The organism is Pseudomonas sp. (assembly GCF_035497915.1).
GTDB lineage: Bacteria > Pseudomonadota > Gammaproteobacteria > Pseudomonadales > Pseudomonadaceae > Serpens.
The window spans coordinates 60917-76686 of the sequence record NZ_DATJCS010000014.1 but is presented as its reverse complement, the minus strand read 5'-3'; the positions used below and the strand labels follow the sequence as shown (position 1 = coordinate 76686).

The following is a 15770-nucleotide window of genomic DNA, read 5'->3' as shown; positions in this document are numbered from 1 at the left end:
CCCTTTAAGAGTCGGTCGAAACACCCCCGGCCGGGATCAACCCGGCCCCACACCGGTCTTCAGCCGCTGCCGACTCGAACCCGGCGGCCAGCCAGTCCCGGTAGGCCTCCAGCAACTGGAAGCCGAACTGGTCGTCCGGCTCCAGCAGGTTGCCCTCGGCCCACTCGTTCCAGGATTTGATGATCAGCATCGGCGGCCCGGACTGATCCGCGAGCCGTTGCCCGATGCGTTGCAGGTGCTGGCGCAGCCCCGCCACGTCGAAGTTGCGTGACACTACGCCACGCTGCTTATGGCGAGGTGTGGTATCCCAGCCGGTCAACAGGATGGGCAACTGCCGGGGATGCGGCTTATCCAGGGCATCGATCATCTTCAGGTAGTCGTAGTTCACCGGCCCCAGCCAGTGCCGGCGCCAGCGCCGCGCCAGATGACTGCGCACCCGGTCGAGGGGACCATGCAGGCATTCGCGTTGCAGGAAGGCCGAGGAGTCGTAATGGCGGTCGAACCAGCGGGTGTAGGGACGGTCGGGTGCGGTGTGGTCGGCCAGCAGGTAGAGGCCCGCGAAGCCTTCGCGGATCGCCAGCTCCTGAAGGGTTTCCACCAGCACCGGCAGATCTGGAATGTCGGCGGGCTTGAAAATGGCCAGCACCGGGCGCCCGTCGACCCGGATGTAATTCTCACGCTGGAAATGCGACAGGTTCGCGTAGAAGTAGCGCCGGTAGTCGTTGCGCCCCAGGTAATGCTGAGCCTGCAACAGGCGTCCGTTGCTCTTGTCCAGCCAGTCATGGTTCGCCCATGCGAAGCAGTAGCGCACCTTCAGGTCCAGATCGAGCATCAGTTGCGCGGGCGTTTCCAGCAGTCGCTTTCCATCGCCGAACCAGTAATCCCAGATCAGGAAGCCGCTGATGCCATGCGCGCTGGCGATACGGTACTGCAGCTCGATGGCATCGCCGCTCAGCAGGCTGTATTCCCCAAGGGGCGGAACCGGCCTACGGATGCGCTGCCAGCGGTAATGGGTTCGAGCATTCTTCAAGTGGCGCCATTCGGTGAATCCGGCGCCCCACCAGGCGTCATTTTCCGGAATGACATGAAACTGCGGCAGGTAGTAGGCGAGGCTGAGCGGCGTGTCTGGCATGGCGTGCGGGGCTCCCAGTTTCCTGTGCCGGTATGGACAGGCACGTGCGGCGCCGGTGCCCCTCTCACGCCCCAGCGGTGCGCTTTGTTAAGCTGCGCGCCATGAACCGACTCCTCTATACCCTGCTGCTTCATCTCGGCCTGCCGCTGGTGGCCATCCGCCTGCTGCTGCGCGCGCGCAAGGCGCCGGCCTATGCCCGGCGCACCGGCGAGCGCTTCTCCCTCGGCCTGCCGGCCTTCCGTCCCGGCGGCATCTGGGTGCATGCCGTTTCCGTCGGCGAGAGCATCGCCGCCGCGCCGATGATCCGCGCGCTGATGGCCCGCCATCCCGGGCTGCCGATCACCGTGACCTGCATGACGCCGACCGGCTCGGAGCGCATCCGCGCGCTGTTCGGCGACCAGGTGCAGCACTGCTACCTGCCCTACGACCTGCCCTGGGCGGCGGCGCGTTTCCTTGATCGCCTGCAACCGAAACTGGCGGTGGTGATGGAAACCGAGCTGTGGCCCAACCACATCCACCAGTGCGCCAGGCGCGGCATCCCCGTGGTGCTGGCCAACGCGCGGCTGTCCGAGCGCTCGGCGCGCGGTTATGCACGCTTCAGGAAGCTGACCGCGCCGATGCTCGCCGAACTGGACTGGCTGGCGGTGCAGACCGAGACGGAGGCCGAGCGCTTCCGCCGACTGGGTGCCCGCGCGGAGCGGGTAAGCGTCACCGGTTCGATCAAGTTCGACCTGCGCATCGACCCGGCCCTGGTGGAACGCGCCGCCGCGCAGCGTGCCCAGTGGGCCGCCAGCGAACGGCCGGTGTGGATTGCCGCCAGCACCCACGGCGGCGAGGACGAGGTGATCCTGATCGCCCATCGCAAGCTGCTGGAACGCCATCCCGACGCGCTGCTGATCCTGGTGCCGCGCCATCCGGAGCGCTTCGCGGATGTCTTCGAGCTGTGCCGCAAGCAGGGTTTCGCCACCTGCCGGCGCTCGGGCAACGAATCGGTGACCGCCGAGCACAACCTGCTGCTCGGCGACACCATGGGCGAGCTGCTGTTTCTCTATGCGCTGGCCGATGTGGCGTTCGTCGGCGGCAGCCTGGTGGCCAACGGCGGTCACAACCTGCTGGAGCCGGCGGCGCTGGGCAAGCCGGTGCTGAGCGGCCCGCACCTGTTCAATTTCCTGGAGATCTCCCAGCAGTTGTGCGATGCCGGGGCGCTGCGCGAAGTCAGCGATGCCGCCGGCCTGGCGCTGGCGGTCGGCACGCTGCTGGAGCAGCCCGAGCAGGCCCAGGCCATGCGTGATGGCGGGCTTGGCGTACTAAGGGCCAACCAGGGGGCCCTGGAGCGGTTGCTGGCCGGACTGGATCAGCGGCTCGGCAAGCGCTGATCGGCGGCGACCGCGCCTCCCCCGAAGTGGCGTAGGGTGCCGGGTTCACTCTCCGCGCCAGCCGGCTTAGGTTGTCTATCACAGAGTTCATGAGGTACCGCGCCATGCCAGCCCACTCCCTCTCCATGCCCACCCCCGAACAGGCTCTGCCCGGTCGCACCACGCCCATGCCGGTGCCGGAACGCCATCGGGTGCTGGGCAATCCCCTGCGCGGTCCGTTCCCGGACTATCTGCAGCAGGCGGTATTCGGCATGGGCTGTTTCTGGGGCGCCGAGCGGCGCTTCTGGCAGCAGCCCGGCGTGTGGAGCACCGCGGTGGGCTATGCCGGCGGCCTGACGCCCAATCCCACCTACGAGGAAGTGTGCAGCGGGCTGACCGGCCATGCGGAAGTGGTGCTGGTGGTGTTCGACCCGCAGCGAATCGACTACGACAGCCTGCTGCGCCTGTTCTGGGAATCCCACGACCCGACCCAGGGCATGCGCCAGGGCAACGACATCGGCACCCAGTACCGCTCGGTAATCCACTGCCACGGCCCCGCGCAGCTGGAGGCCGCGCTGGCCAGCCGCGACGCCTATGCCAAGGCGCTGACCGGAGCCGGCTACGGGCCGGTCAGCAGCGAGATCATCGAGGCACCGGCGTTCTACTACGCCGAGCCCGAACACCAGCAGTATCTGGAGCGCAATCCCTATGGGTATTGCGGGCTGCGCGGCACCGGGGTGTGCCTGCCCTAGCCGCCGAAGCTGCGCGCCAGACTCTGGATCTGCTCGCGCTGCTGGTCGATCAGCGCCAGCCGGCCCCGGTCGTCCAGCTGGTTTTCCGGGCTGGGCAGCTTGCGCCAGGCCGGCAGCTCGCTCAGCGGCGGCAGTGACCGGTTCGGCTCGCGTTGCAGCGTGGCGTGATACAGCGCCAGGTTCACCAGATCGATGGCCTGCAGGCGCGGCCCGGCATCCAGTTGCCAGTCACCCGCCTGGCGCACCACATCGATATACGCCGGTTCCAGATCCCAGCGCTTGAGCAGCAGTACGCCCAGCTTCTGAGCGTACTCCTCGCAGAGCGCGCGGTAATGCTCCAGGCTGACCGGCTCGCGGTCTTCCATGAACGCCGACAGCAGCACCAGGCTGCCCACGCCGCTGAGCAGGCTGGCCAGCAGCGCCTGCTCGGGCACCACGCCGCCCAGCTCGCGGGCCAGCACCGCGCAGGTGCTGGCCTTGAGTACCTGGTTGCGCCAGGCATCCAGGTACAACAGCTTGTAGGCCGCGCTGCGCGGAGCGCACAGGCTCTTCAGGCTGTGCGCCAGGGTGATGCTGCCCACCTGGCGCAGGCCGAGCAGGTCAATGGCCTCGCGCAGGGTCTTGGCCGGCCGGGCGCGTCGGTACAGCGCCCCACCGGCATGCTTGACCAGCAGCGCAGCCAACCCGGGATCCCGGCTGATCAGGTGCTCCAGCTCGGTCTGGCTGGTATCCGGACGGGCCAACGCCGCGCGGATCTGCAAGGTGAGCTGCGGCAGGCTGGGCAGGGTTTCCTCGCCGCGCATCATCGCGGCCACCAGTTCCCGATAGATCGAATAGTCGCTTGTCATCTCGTCCTTACCGTTCGGCAATCAACCAATCCAGAAGCCAGCCACCCTGGCTCTGCGCCAGGGTCTGCGCCAGCCAGGGCAGCAGCTCGCGCAGTTCGTCCTCCAGGCCCCAGGGCGCGTTGCTGATCACCAGCCCCGAGCCGGTCAGGCGCTCGGCGTCGTCTGGGCTGTGCACGTACAGCTCGGCGCGCAGCAGCTTGGGCGCGGCGCTCTTCTCCAGGCGCTGGTAGAACCGCTTGAGCTGGCGGCGGTCCTTGATCGGGTACCAGATCGCCACGACAGCCTGGCGCATGCGCCCATGGGCCTCGTCGAGGGCCTGCACACAGCGTTCCAGCTCGTCGGGCTGCTCGAAGGGCGGGTCGATCAGCAGCAGCACGCGCTTCTCGCGGGTCGGCAACAAGGCACGCGGCACGTGCCAGCCTTCGCCACGGTGCACGGCGACGCGGCGATCGCCGCGCATGTTGTCCTTGAGCAGCTCGCCGTCCTCGGGATGCTTCTCGTTGAGGTGCAGGCGGTCCTGCTCGCGGCTGAGCACCCGCGCCAGCTCGGGCGAACCGGGGTAATGGCGCAGCTCGCCGGAGGGATTCATGGCCCGCAGCACGCCGAGATAGTCGTCCAGCAGCGCCGGTGAATCCTCGGCCAGCCACAGGCGGTCGATGCCTTCCAGCCATTCGCCGGTGCGGCTGGCCTGGTCGCCGCGCAGGTCGTAGAGGCCCACGCCGGCATGGCTATCCACATAGGCAAACGGCGTGTCCTTGCGTGCGATCAAGGCAATCAGCCGCGTCAGGGTGACATGTTTGAACACATCGGCATGGTTGCCGGCGTGGAAGGCGTGACGGTAGTTCATGGGTCGGGACTCCTGCGGTGGCGCAGTTTAACAGGCCGCCGCCGCGCCCGGCGCATCCGGAGCTGCCTCAGCGTCGCGCATAACAACAAGAAGAAGGGAGACATCCAATGCTCGCACTGCTGCGATTCCTGCCCCTGCGCCTGACCCTCTCCGTGCCGGTCATGCTGATTTCCACGCTGCTGATCCTGGTCATCCTCTGGCAACTGGCCTTCGTCAACCAGCCGGCCTCGCGCATGGCTGCCACCTATGGCACTGCCAACCAGATGGCCGACCACCTGCTGGCCGCCGCCGCCGAGCAGGCCCGCGAACGCGGCCTGGGCGCCGCGCTGCTCAGCCGCTACGCCGAGGGCGGCAGCGATCCCGCCCTGCTCGAGCGCCTGCCGGGGCTGCGCGCCCAGGGCGATGCGGCCCTCGAAGCGGCCCTGGCGCTGGGCGATGAACTGGCGGTCGACGAGGCTCCGGACGGCTCGCTACGCACCAGCCTGGAGCAGGTGCGCGCGGCCTGGAGCACGGCGCTGGAGGCGCGCCAGCGGGTCGAGCGCAGCGGCCCGGGCAACCTGGCCATCCCGCCGGCCGAATGGGTGGCGGCGATGACCGCGCTGATCGACAGCACAGCCCAGCTGCGCGACACGCCCTTCCTGCCGAGCACCCCATTGCAAAGCGCCGCGTTCAAGAACACCCAGCTCAAGCAGGCGGTCTGGCTCGCCTCCGAATACGCCGGTCGCGAACGCGCCCAGCTGGCCATGGCGATCACCAGCGGGCAACCCCTGCCCGCCGGCATTCGCCAGGAACTGCTCGGCTTTCGCAGCATCGTCGATCGGCAGCTGGCCTACCTGCACGACGTCGGCCTGCCCGTGCTGCGCCAGGGCGCCGACAGGGGCATCGACAGCGCCTGGGCGCAGGTGCAGAGCGAGTTCGTCGAGCGCTTCGGCGCGGCGCGCGAACGGGTGTACGCCGGTGTCGACAGTGGCGCCTACGGACTCGACGACCAGCAATGGCTGACGGTATCGACCGCCGGCATCGACAGTTTGCTGGCCCTGGGCCTGGCGATCAGCCGCAGCGCGGCGGCCGACACCGACTCCGCCGCCGCCGAGACCCGCTACAACCTGTGGTTCTCCCTGGTGCTGCTGGCCGGCGTGGTGGTGCTGACCCTGGTGCTGTCCGTGCTGGTGCGCATGGTCGCCCGGCGCCTGCACCAGGCGGTGAGCCTGATCCAGCAGGCCGAACACAGCAACGACCTGAGCCTGCGGCTCGACGAGCGCGGCCGCGACGAACTGGCGCTGCTGGGGCGTGCCTACAACGCCATGCTGGCGCGCTTCAGCGAGCTGATCCGCGCGGTGCGCGACGCCACTCAGGAGGTCAGCCTCGGTGCCGGCCAGGTCGCCGCCGCCGCCACGCAAACCGAACGCGGCGTCAGCCAGCAGCGCGAGTCGCTCACCCAGCTGGCCACCGCCATGACGCAGATCGTCGCGGTGGTCCAGGAAGTCGCCATCAACACCGCCGAGACCGCCCAGGCCGCCCGCGACGGGCACAGCGAGGCGGACAGCGGCCGGGCGGTGGTGGTACAGATGGCCGAGGGCATCAGCCTGCTGGCCGCGGAGATCGAAACCTCCGCCGGCGTCATCCGCGCCCTGCAGAACGACAGCGACGACATCGGCCGGGTGCTGGACGTGATCAACGAGATTGCCGAGCAGACCAACCTGCTGGCGCTCAACGCGGCCATCGAGGCGGCCCGGGCCGGCGAGCAGGGCCGCGGCTTCGCCGTGGTCGCCGGCGAGGTGCGCGACCTGGCGCTGCGGGCCAGCACGTCCACCGGGGAGATCCGCAGCATGATCGTTCATCTGCAGGAGCAGGCCCGCCAGGCGGTCGGCGGCATGTCGGTCAGCCACCGCGAGGCCGGGCAGAGCGTCGAGCGCACCCGCGAAGCCAATGCCGCGCTGGAACGCATCGCGGCGGCGGTGAGCACCATCAGCCACATGACCCGGCAGATCGCCACCGCCGCCGAGGAACAGGCCAGCGTTACCACCGACATGCAGCGCAACATCGACACCATCGCCGAGGTCGCCGGACAAAGCACCCGTGCCGCCCGGCAGACGGTCGGCGCGGCCAGCGAGATCCGCGACCAGATGGAACACCTGACGCGTCTGGTCGGTCAGTTCCAGGTCGGCAGCGCCTAGGCACCGCAGCCGCTTTGGTGGGAGATTCTATGTTGCCCTGCAAGCCGAACCCAGAAGCTCGCGGCTGAAGCCGCTCCCACAAGTCAGGCGCCGCTTCTGTGGGAGCGGACTTGTCCGCGAGCTGTTTCGGTGGCGGGCGCCAGCCAAAAGCTCGCGAATGAATTCGCTCCTACAGGTCCGTGCAGGCCTAGCGCCCGTGCAGCAGCTCGCGCAGCCTCTCCAGGGCCGGATGGGGAGCAGCGTCACGGCGGCGCACCAGCAGGGTCGGCGCCGCCGCCAGTTCCGCATCGATCGGCTGCCAGGCCACCAGTTGGCCGCGCGCATGGCTCTGCAACAGGCTGCGCGGCAACAGGCCGATGCCCATGCCGGCGGCGATGCCGCCGAGGATCGCGTCGATCGAGCCGTAGCTCTGCCGCGCGGCGATCTGCAGCGACTGCCGCTCGCTCCAGCGCTCCAGCCGCTCGCGATAGTGGCAGCCGCTGGGAAAGCCGAGCAGGGTCACCGGCGCCTGCGCCAGCGTGTCCAGACGGGCCCGGGCCGGCAGCACCAGCACCAGCTCCTCGCGCCAGACCTCTTCGCCGAGCAGGTGCGGATGGCTGTAGGGCCCGCCGATCAGCGCGGCGTCCAGGCGTCCGGCCAGTACCTCGTCGATCAGTTGCCGGCTGGCCCCGGTCAGCAGGCTGAGGCTGACCCGCGGCGCCTCGCGGTGGAAGGCGGCCAGCACTTCCGGCAGGCGCACGGCGGCGGTGGTTTCCATGGAGCCCAGGCGCAGCTCGCCACTCCAGGGATCCTCGTGCACGCAGCTCCACACCTGCCGGCACAGCTGTTCCAGCTGCTCGGCGTGCGGCAGCAGGCGCTCACCGGCCGGCGTCAGGCTCAGGCGCTGGGCCTGGCGGCGGAACAGGCTGACGCCGAGTTGCTCCTCCAGCTGGCGCAGGCGGGCCGAGACGTTGGACGGCACGCAATGCAGGCTTTTGGCCGCGCCGCTCAGCGAGCCGGCACGACTGATGGCCAGAAAGTGCCGCAGCAGATAGGGGTTGAGGCGTTCCCAGGTAGCCAAGGGGTTTCATCCGGAGTGAAAGCAAGGCTCAGGATTTTTCACTAACGATCCGCCTTGGGCAACGGCTAAGGTGATGGCCGTGGTTGCCCCAAGGAAGTACAAGAACATGCCAGCCGCTTCTCCCCGCCAGATTTTCCTCGCCCTGTTCGCCGGCAGCGCCGCCCTGGTCGTTGTCCATGCCCTGGGCCGTTTCGCCTACACCCCGCTGCTGCCCCACCTGCTCGCCGATGGCCTGCTGAGCCTGGAACAGGGCGCGCGGCTGGCCACCTGGAACTACATCGGCTACCTGCTCGGCGCGCTGCTCGCGTTGCTGCTGGCCGCGCCACAGCGCCTGCGCATTGCGCTGCCGCTGGCACTGCTCGGCAACGCCGCCATCACCCTGGCGCAGGGCGCCTGCGAGGACGTGTTCGGCCTGCTGCTGCTGCGCCTGGCCAACGGCATCAGCAACGGCCTGGTGTTCGTGCTCGCCCCGGCGCTGGTGCTGGAATGGCTGGCGCAACGTGGCCGCGCCACCCTGAGCGGGCTGGTGTACCTGGGTTTCGCCGCCGGCCTGCTGCTCACCAGTTGGCTGGCCGAAGCGCCCGCCGAGTGGCTGCGCGGTGCGGCGCGCTGGTGGCCGATGGCCGCACTGGCGGTGCCGCTGGCACTGCTCAGCTGCCTGTTGCTGCTGCGCCTGCACATCCCGCCGGCCGCGCCGCGCGGCGATGCCACCCCGCCGTCGAGGCGGCTGTTCGACCGCGCCAGCACGCCGCTGTTCATGGCCTACGCCGGCGCCGGGCTGGGCTACATCCTGCCGATGACCTTTTTGCCCACGCTGGCCAACCAGTTGCTGCCGGTGGGCGATCCGCTGATCGGCCAGGTCTGGCTGTGGACCGCCTTCGCCTGCCTGCTCTCCGTGCCGACCTGGAACTACCTGGGCGCGCACCTGGGCGATCGCGGCGCGCTGTTCGGCACCTACGTGCTGCAGGGCATCGGCTGCGCGGCGCCGCTGCTGCTGCCGAACGCCACCGGCGTGCTGCTCTGCGCGGCGCTGGTGGGCGGCGGTTTCATCGGCAGTGTGCTGCTCACCCAGCGCCTGGCGCGCAGCCTGCAGCCCCATCAGGGACCGCGCCTGTCGGCCGCGCTGATTGCCCTGTACGGCGGCGCGCAGCTCTCTGGCCCGTGGCTGGCCGAGCTGTGGCTGCAGGCCGGCGGCACCCTGGTGCAGAGTTTTGCCCTGGGCCTGGGCGCCTTCATCTGGTCGCTGGGCTGGATGTGGGCGGTGCCGGGTCCTTCCACCCTTCGCTCGCAAGGAGCTTTGCAACGATGAACGCCCTGACTTCCCTGCTCGGCTGCCGACTGCCGATCCTCCAGGCCCCCATGGCCGGCTCCCAGGACCACCGCCTGGCCGCCGCCGTCTGCCAGGCCGGCGGCCTCGGCGCGCTGCCGGCGGCGCTGCTTGCCCCCGAGGCGCTGGATGCCGAGCTGGGCAAGCTCCGGGCGCTCACCGATCAGCCCTATAACGTGAACTTCTTCGCCCACACGCCACCGGCCCCGGACGCTGCGCGCGAGCAGCACTGGCGCACACTGCTGGCGCCCTTCTACGCCGAGTTCGGCGTCGATCCGGCGAGCATTCCCGACGGCCCGGGACGCCAGCCGTTCAGCGCGGCGATGGCCGACATCGTCGAGCGCCATCGGCCGGCGGTGGTCAGCTTCCACTTCGGCCTGCCGGCGCCCGAGTTGCTCGATCGCGTCAAGGCCAGCGGGGCGCGCATCCTGTCCAGCGCCACCACGGTGGAGGAAGGCCTGTGGCTGCAGGCGCACGGCGTCGACGCGGTGATCGCCCAAGGCCTGGAAGCCGGTGGCCATCGCGGCCACTTCCTGTCCGCGGACCTGGGTCGTCAGCTCGGCATCTTCGCGCTGGTGCCGCAACTGGTGGATGCCCTGGACGTGCCGGTGATCGCCGCCGGCGGCATCGCCGATGCGCGCGGCGTGCGCGCCGCCCTGGCCCTGGGTGCCGCCGGTGTGCAGGTGGGTACCGCCTACCTGTCCTGCCCGGAAGCCGGTACCAGCGCCCTGCACCGGGCCGCCTTGGGCAGTCCGGCGGCCCGTTACACCGAGCTGACCACGCTGTTCAGCGGCCGGCCGGCGCGCGGCATCGTCAACCGTCTCATCCAGGCCCTGGGCCCGCGCCCCGAGGGCATTGCCCCGTTCCCGCTGGCCGGCAATGCGATCGGCCCGCTGCGCGCCGCGGCGGAGCGCCAGGGATCCGACGCCTGTTCGCCGCTGTGGGCCGGTCAGCATGTCGGCAACACGCAGGGGTTGCCGGCGGCCGAACTGACACAGCGGCTGGCGGGCGGACTCGACCGCTGAGGCGCATTTTCGTCATGGCCCTCAAATTGCATTAAGCGCTTGATATTCGAGGGCTTATTGACATAGCGTCGCTCTTCGAAACCCGACACAGTCAGACGAGAAGGAGCGACGCCTTTGGACGCCAGCAGCATCAACGGCCTGTTCTTCATTGGCGCGCTTCTGGTGGCCAGCAGCATCCTGGTGAGCTCGTTCTCCACCCGCATCGGCATCCCGGTGCTGGTCATCTTCCTGGCCGTGGGCATGCTGGCCGGCGTCGACGGCATCGGCGGCATCGTCTTCAACGATTACTCACTGGCGTACCTGGTCAGCAACCTGGCGCTGGCGGTGATCCTGCTGGACGGCGGCATCCGCACCCGCGCCGCCACCTTCCGCGTGGCGTTGTGGCCAGCCATGTCGCTGGCCACCGTCGGGGTGATGATCACCGCCGGCCTGACCGGCATCGCCGCCGCCTGGCTGTTCAACCTGACCCTGCTGGAAGGCCTGCTGATCGGCGCTATCGTCGGCTCCACCGACGCCGCGGTGGTGTTCAACCTGCTCAACGGCAAGGGGCTGAACGAGCGGGTCGGCTCCACCCTGGAAATCGAATCGGGCAGCAACGACCCGATGGCGATGTTCCTCACCGTGTCGCTGATCGCCATGATCGCCACCGGTGAAGCCGATTTCGGCCTCGGCTTCCTGGTCAGCCTGATCCAGCAGTTCGGCCTGGGCATCGTGCTGGGCCTGGCCGGCGGCTGGCTGCTGCTGCAGCTGATCAACCGCATCGAGATCGCCAGCGGCCTGTACCCGCTGCTGGCGGTGAGCGGCGGCATCATGATCTACGCCATCGCCAGCGCCATCGGTGGCAGCGGCATCCTCGCCGTGTACGTCTGCGGCCTGCTGCTGGGCAACCGGCCGATCCGCAACCGCCACGGCATCCTGCACATGTTCGACGGCCTGGCCTGGCTAAGCCAGATCGGCATGTTCCTGGTGCTCGGCCTGCTGCTGACGCCCAGCGAGCTGCTGCCCATCGCCGTACCGGCCCTGGCGCTGTCGCTGTGGATGATCTTCTTTGCCCGGCCGCTGTCGGTGTTCATCGGCCTGCTGCCGTTCAAGGGCTTCAACCTGCGTGAGCGCAGCTTCATCTCCTGGATCGGCCTGCGCGGCGCGGTCCCGGTCATTCTCGCGGTGTTCCCGCTGATGGCCGGGCTGGAAAATGCCCAGCTGTTCTTCAATGTGGCCTTCTTCATCGTGCTGGTGTCGTTGCTGCTGCAGGGCAGCACCCTGCCGTGGGCGGCCCGCAAGGCGCGGGTGGAAGTGCCGCCGTCGCCGTCGCCGATTTCCCGTACCGGCCTGGAAGTACACCCCACCAGCCCCTGGGAACTGTTCGTCTATCGCCTGGGCGAGAAGAAGTGGTACATCGGCGCGCCGCTGCGCGCGCTGAACATGCCTGCCGGCACCCGCATCGCGGCGCTGTTCCGTGGCCAGCAGTTGCTGCACCCCAGCGGCAGCACCACGCTGCAGGTGGGTGACATCCTCTGCGTGATCGGCCAGGAAGAAGACCTGCCCACCCTCGGCAATCTGTTCAGCCAACCGCCCAAGCGCGGCCAGGACCTGCACTTCTTCGGCGACTTCATCCTCGAAGGCTCGGCCGAGCTGGGCGCGGTCGCCGCCGTGTACGGGCTGAACCTGGGTGAAGAGGCCGGCGACATGCCGCTCGGACAGTTCATCGCCCGGCGCCTGGGCAGCGAACCCGTGGTAGGCGATCAGGTCGAATGGAACGGCCTGACCTGGACCGTCGCCAAGATGGACGGTCCGCGCATCCGCAAGATCGGTCTGAAATTCCCCGAGGGCAGCAAATCCCTGCCGCCGGGGCCGTCCTTCTAGCCAGAGGCCGGCGCGCATTGCGCGCCGGCCCGCCGTTCACCGACCAGCCCATGCCCCTGATTCGTTCGCTGTTCCTCCTGCTACTCGTCTGCCTTCCCCTCCATGCTGCCGAACCGCCCAGCCGGGAGTCCGTCGAGGCTGCCCTGGCGGCCCTGCCGGATCGCAAACTGCCGGAGAGCGAGCAGTTGCAGGTGCAGCAGACCCTGGAACAGACGCTCGCGCAGCTGGCCCGCCAGGACGAGTTGCGCGAGCGGATCAGCGCCCTGGAACGGGAGCTGGCCGACGCGCCCGAGCAGATCAGCGAGGCCCGCCGCGCCTATGAGGAACTGCAGGCCCGGCCACAGAGCGATCCGGCGCGGGAGCAGGCCGGCGCCCAGATCGTCGAGCTGGAGATCATCCTCGACGCGCGCAACCAGCAGCTGACCGAGTGGCAACAGGAGTTGACCGCCGCCAACAGCCTGGTCATCAATGCGCAGACACGTCCAGAGCGGGCACAGACCGAGATCAGCGGCAACCAGGCGCGCATGCAGAAACTGCAGGCAGCCCTCAAGGACGACCGCCTGGACGGCCAGGCGCTCAGCGCCGAACAGCGCGACCTGCTGACGGCCGAGCTGGCCACCCTGACCCTCAGCAATGAATTCAGCCGTCGCGCCCTGGCCGGCAACGACACCCTGCTGGACCTGGGCAGCCGTCGCCGCGAGCTGCTCACCACGCGCATCGAGCGCCTGGAGCAGGAGATCCTCGCCCTGCAGGAACTGATCAACACCAAGCGCCTGGCGCAATCCGAGCAGGCCCGCGAGCAGGCCACCCTTGAAGCCCGCAGCGCCAGCCCGGATCGCCTGATTGCCCATGAAACCGCACGCAACCTGCAACTGACCGATCACCTGCTGCGCATCACCGATCGCCGCAACGAAGTGACTCAGACCAATCTGCGCACCCGCCAGCGCCTGGAAAGCCTGACCCAGAGCGAACAGGTGCTCGGCGAGCAGATCGAGGCGCTCAAGGGCAGCCTGCTGCTGGCGCAGATCCTCATGGAACAGAAGCGCCGCCTGCCGCAGGTCGCGGTGGATGGCAAGCTGGCGGACGAGATTGCCGACATCCGCCTCTACCAGTTCGAGCTCAACCAGAGCCGCGAGCAGCTGGCCAATCCGCGCGCCTTCGTCGATCGACTGCTCGCCGATAGCGGCGAGCCCGGGAATGAGCAACTGCGCGCCGCGCTGCTGGAACTGATCGACAGTCGCGCCGAACTGGCCGACCGCCTGGCGCGCGAGCTCAACGCGCTGCTGGGCGAAGCGGTCAGCCTGCAGCTCAACCAGCGCCAGCTGCGCGACCTGGCCAGCCGCCTGAGCAACACGCTGGAAGAACAGCTGTTCTGGATTCCCAGCCACCCGCCGCTGCAGCCGGACTGGTGGAAGCGCCTGCCCAGCCGGCTGGTCGAGCAGGCGGCGCGCCTGGACTGGCAGGGCGCCCTCGGCGAACTGGCCAACGGCTTGCTGAGCCGACCCTGGGTGTTCCTGCCGCTGCTGCTCAGCGGCCTGCTGATCGCCCGGCGCCAGTTCTGGCAACGCAAGCTGCAGGCGCTGCATGAGGACATCGGCCAGGTGGGGCGCGACAGCCAGCGCCACACACCGCTGGCCATCCTGTTCTGCCTGGTGCAGGCCCTGCCCGTCAGTCTCATGCTGGCGCTGGGCGGCTATGCGCTGCAGATCGACGCCCGCGGCCAGAACGTCCACCTGGGCGCCGCGCTGTATGCCATGGCCGGCGCCTGGCTGGTGCTGTACACCGCGTATCAGATCCTCGCCCCGGGCGGAGTGGCCGAGCGGCATTTCGGCTGGAGCCGCGCCCAGGTGTCCTTCCTGCACCGGCAGATGCGCTGGCTGGGCCTTGTGCTGCTGATCCTGGTCGGCGTGGTGGCGTTCGCCGAGAACCAGCCGCGCTTACTCGACCAGGACGTGCTGGGCGTGCTCCTGCTGCTGGTCGGGTTCGCGCTGCTGAGCTGGCTGCTGGCCCGCCTGATGTTCCAGGGCCCGCAAAGCAGCGAGGCGCCGCCGCTGCGCCGGCTGCTGGGCGCGCTGGTCGCCCTGCTGCCCCTGCTGCTGATGGCGGCGATCTTCGCCGGCTACTACTACACGGCGCTCAAGCTGAGCGGCCGGCTGATCGACACCCTCTACGCCCTGCTGCTCTGGGTGCTGCTGGAAGCCCTGCTGGCGCGTGGCCTGGCGGTGGCGGCCCGGCGCCTGGCCTGGCAGCGCGCGCAGGCCCGCCGCGAAACCGAGGCGCAGACGCCGGAGGGCGTCGACGGCATGGCGGCGCCCGTCGAGGAGCCCGGGCTGGCCATCGAGCAGGTCAACCAGCAATCCCTGCGGCTGATCCGCCTGGGCCTGTTCGCCGGCCTGCTGGCGGTGCTCTGGTGGGTCTGGGCCGACCTGCTGACGGTGTTCAGCTACCTGGATAACGTCACCCTCTACGAGTTCACCCAGGGCAGCGGCGCCACCGCCAGCCTGCGGCCGATCAGCCTGCTCGACCTGCTGGGCGCGCTGCTGATCGTGGCACTGACCCTGGTGCTGGCGCGCAACCTGCCCGGCCTGCTGGAAGTGCTGGTGCTGTCGCGCATGAGCCTGGCGCAGGGCAGCGCCTATGCCACCACCACCCTGCTGTCCTACCTGATCATGGGCTTCGGCATCGTCACCACGCTGTCCACCCTGGGGGTCAGCTGGGACAAGCTGCAGTGGCTGGTGGCGGCGCTGTCGGTGGGCATCGGCTTCGGCATGCAGGAGATCATCGCCAACTTCATTTCCGGCCTGATCATCCTGTTCGAGCGCCCGGTGCGCATCGGCGACCTGGTGACCATCGGCAATGTCACCGGCTCGGTGAACCGCATCCGCATCCGCGCCACCCACATCGTCGACGCCGACCGCAAGGTGGTGGTGGTGCCCAACAAGACCTTCATCACCGACCAGTTGATCAACTGGACGCTGAGCGACACCGTCACCCGCCTGGTGCTCAAGGTCGGTGTCGGCTACGGCTCGGACCTTGAGCTGGTGCGTCGCCTGCTCTATCAGGCGGCCCAGGAGAACGTGCGGGTCATGCGCGACCCCGAGCCGCTGGTGCTGTTCCAGACCTTCGGCGAGAGCACCCTGGACCACGACCTGATCATCCATGTGCGCGAACTGGGCGATCGCGGCCGCGCCACCGACGAGATCAACCGGCGCATCGAGCAGTTGTTCCGCGAGCACGACATCGAGATCGCCTTCCGCCAGGTCGACGTGTTCGTGAAGAACCTGGAGGGGCAGGAAGCGCAGATCGGCCAAACGGCCGTGCTGGGCGCCGCTGGCGCGGCCACCGAGCAGCCGATTCCACCGCCGGCCAAACCCTGAGGTTGCC

The 15770-nt window shown here is 69.1% G+C and carries 11 protein-coding genes and 1 pseudogene; 8 read left to right on the top strand and 4 right to left on the bottom strand.

The window, feature by feature from the left end; all coding sequences use genetic code 11:
- Nucleotides 1-4: 4 nt before the first annotated feature.
- Nucleotides 5-1132: a glycosyltransferase WbsX family protein gene (locus tag VL129_RS04985; RefSeq protein WP_325410700.1), complete on the bottom strand. Its 1128-nt coding sequence runs from the start codon at nucleotides 1130-1132 to the stop codon at nucleotides 5-7.
- A 101-nt stretch (nucleotides 1133-1233) separates the two neighbouring features.
- Between VL129_RS04985 and waaA the strand changes: the two genes are divergently transcribed.
- The gene (gene waaA / locus VL129_RS04980) at nucleotides 1234-2508 is read left to right on the top strand and encodes a lipid IV(A) 3-deoxy-D-manno-octulosonic acid transferase (protein WP_325410698.1); all 1275 of its coding nucleotides are present in this window, start codon (nucleotides 1234-1236) and stop codon (nucleotides 2506-2508) included.
- A gap of 104 nt (nucleotides 2509-2612) precedes the next feature.
- Nucleotides 2613-3239, top strand: coding sequence for a peptide-methionine (S)-S-oxide reductase MsrA (gene msrA, locus VL129_RS04975; protein ID WP_414705134.1), 627 nt, complete (start codon nucleotides 2613-2615; stop codon nucleotides 3237-3239).
- On the opposite strand, the gene VL129_RS04970 is transcribed toward msrA, so the two are convergent.
- Together VL129_RS04970 and VL129_RS04965 are read right to left on the bottom strand one after the other, a co-directional pair.
- Nucleotides 3236-4108: an HDOD domain-containing protein gene (locus tag VL129_RS04970; RefSeq protein ID WP_325410694.1), complete on the bottom strand. Its 873-nt coding sequence runs from the start codon at nucleotides 4106-4108 to the stop codon at nucleotides 3236-3238. The two genes, msrA and VL129_RS04970, sit on opposite strands and share 4 nt — an antisense overlap.
- Nucleotides 4095-4934, bottom strand: a complete 840-nt coding sequence (locus VL129_RS04965) for a 23S rRNA (adenine(2030)-N(6))-methyltransferase RlmJ (RefSeq protein ID WP_325410692.1) — start codon at nucleotides 4932-4934, stop codon at nucleotides 4095-4097. The genes VL129_RS04970 and VL129_RS04965 overlap by 14 nt, the downstream gene beginning before the upstream one ends.
- A gap of 107 nt (nucleotides 4935-5041) precedes the next feature.
- Here VL129_RS04965 and VL129_RS17130 point away from each other — a divergent pair.
- Nucleotides 5042-6238 (top strand): annotated as a pseudogene (locus tag VL129_RS17130) (nitrate- and nitrite sensing domain-containing protein); the annotation flags it as partial.
- Complete coding sequence (locus VL129_RS17125) at nucleotides 6239-7111, top strand: methyl-accepting chemotaxis protein (protein ID WP_414705136.1); 873 nt, start codon at nucleotides 6239-6241, stop codon at nucleotides 7109-7111. It begins immediately after the preceding pseudogene.
- 187 nt (nucleotides 7112-7298) lie between these two features.
- Here VL129_RS17125 and VL129_RS04955 read toward each other — a convergent pair whose 3' ends face one another.
- Nucleotides 7299-8171, bottom strand: a complete 873-nt coding sequence (locus VL129_RS04955; RefSeq protein WP_325410688.1) for a LysR substrate-binding domain-containing protein — start codon at nucleotides 8169-8171, stop codon at nucleotides 7299-7301.
- A gap of 106 nt (nucleotides 8172-8277) precedes the next feature.
- Between VL129_RS04955 and VL129_RS04950 the strand changes: the two genes are divergently transcribed.
- The 4 genes from VL129_RS04950 (at nucleotide 8278) to mscK (ending at nucleotide 15763) form a co-directional block, all read left to right on the top strand.
- On the top strand, nucleotides 8278-9480 hold the full coding sequence (locus VL129_RS04950; RefSeq protein WP_052199658.1) for a YbfB/YjiJ family MFS transporter: 1203 nt from the start codon (nucleotides 8278-8280) through the stop codon (nucleotides 9478-9480).
- Nucleotides 9477-10523, top strand: coding sequence for an NAD(P)H-dependent flavin oxidoreductase (locus tag VL129_RS04945; protein WP_325410685.1), 1047 nt, complete (start codon nucleotides 9477-9479; stop codon nucleotides 10521-10523). Before VL129_RS04950 ends, VL129_RS04945 begins: the two co-directional genes overlap by 4 nt.
- A gap of 114 nt (nucleotides 10524-10637) precedes the next feature.
- The gene (locus VL129_RS04940) at nucleotides 10638-12386 is read left to right on the top strand and encodes a potassium/proton antiporter (RefSeq protein ID WP_027591663.1); all 1749 of its coding nucleotides are present in this window, start codon (nucleotides 10638-10640) and stop codon (nucleotides 12384-12386) included.
- Nucleotides 12387-12436: 50 nt separating this feature from the next.
- Nucleotides 12437-15763: a mechanosensitive channel MscK gene (mscK, locus tag VL129_RS04935; protein WP_325410683.1), complete on the top strand. Its 3327-nt coding sequence runs from the start codon at nucleotides 12437-12439 to the stop codon at nucleotides 15761-15763.
- The last annotated feature ends 7 nt before the right edge of the window (nucleotides 15764-15770 follow it).

What these genes read in the sequence shown, in the direction of transcription:
- VL129_RS04985 (WP_325410700.1), bottom strand. Translation starts at nt 1,132, where the DNA reads ATGCCAGACACGCCGCTCAGCCTCGCCTACTACCTGCCGCAGTTTCAT.
- waaA (WP_325410698.1), top strand. Translation starts at nt 1,234, where the DNA reads ATGAACCGACTCCTCTATACCCTGCTGCTTCATCTCGGCCTGCCGCTG.
- msrA (WP_414705134.1), top strand. Translation starts at nt 2,613, where the DNA reads ATGCCAGCCCACTCCCTCTCCATGCCCACCCCCGAACAGGCTCTGCCC.
- VL129_RS04965 (WP_325410692.1), bottom strand. Translation starts at nt 4,934, where the DNA reads ATGAACTACCGTCACGCCTTCCACGCCGGCAACCATGCCGATGTGTTC.
- VL129_RS17125 (WP_414705136.1), top strand. Translation starts at nt 6,239, where the DNA reads ATGCTGGCGCGCTTCAGCGAGCTGATCCGCGCGGTGCGCGACGCCACT.
- VL129_RS04950 (WP_052199658.1), top strand. Translation starts at nt 8,278, where the DNA reads ATGCCAGCCGCTTCTCCCCGCCAGATTTTCCTCGCCCTGTTCGCCGGC.
- VL129_RS04945 (WP_325410685.1), top strand. Translation starts at nt 9,477, where the DNA reads ATGAACGCCCTGACTTCCCTGCTCGGCTGCCGACTGCCGATCCTCCAG.
- mscK (WP_325410683.1), top strand. Translation starts at nt 12,437, where the DNA reads ATGCCCCTGATTCGTTCGCTGTTCCTCCTGCTACTCGTCTGCCTTCCC.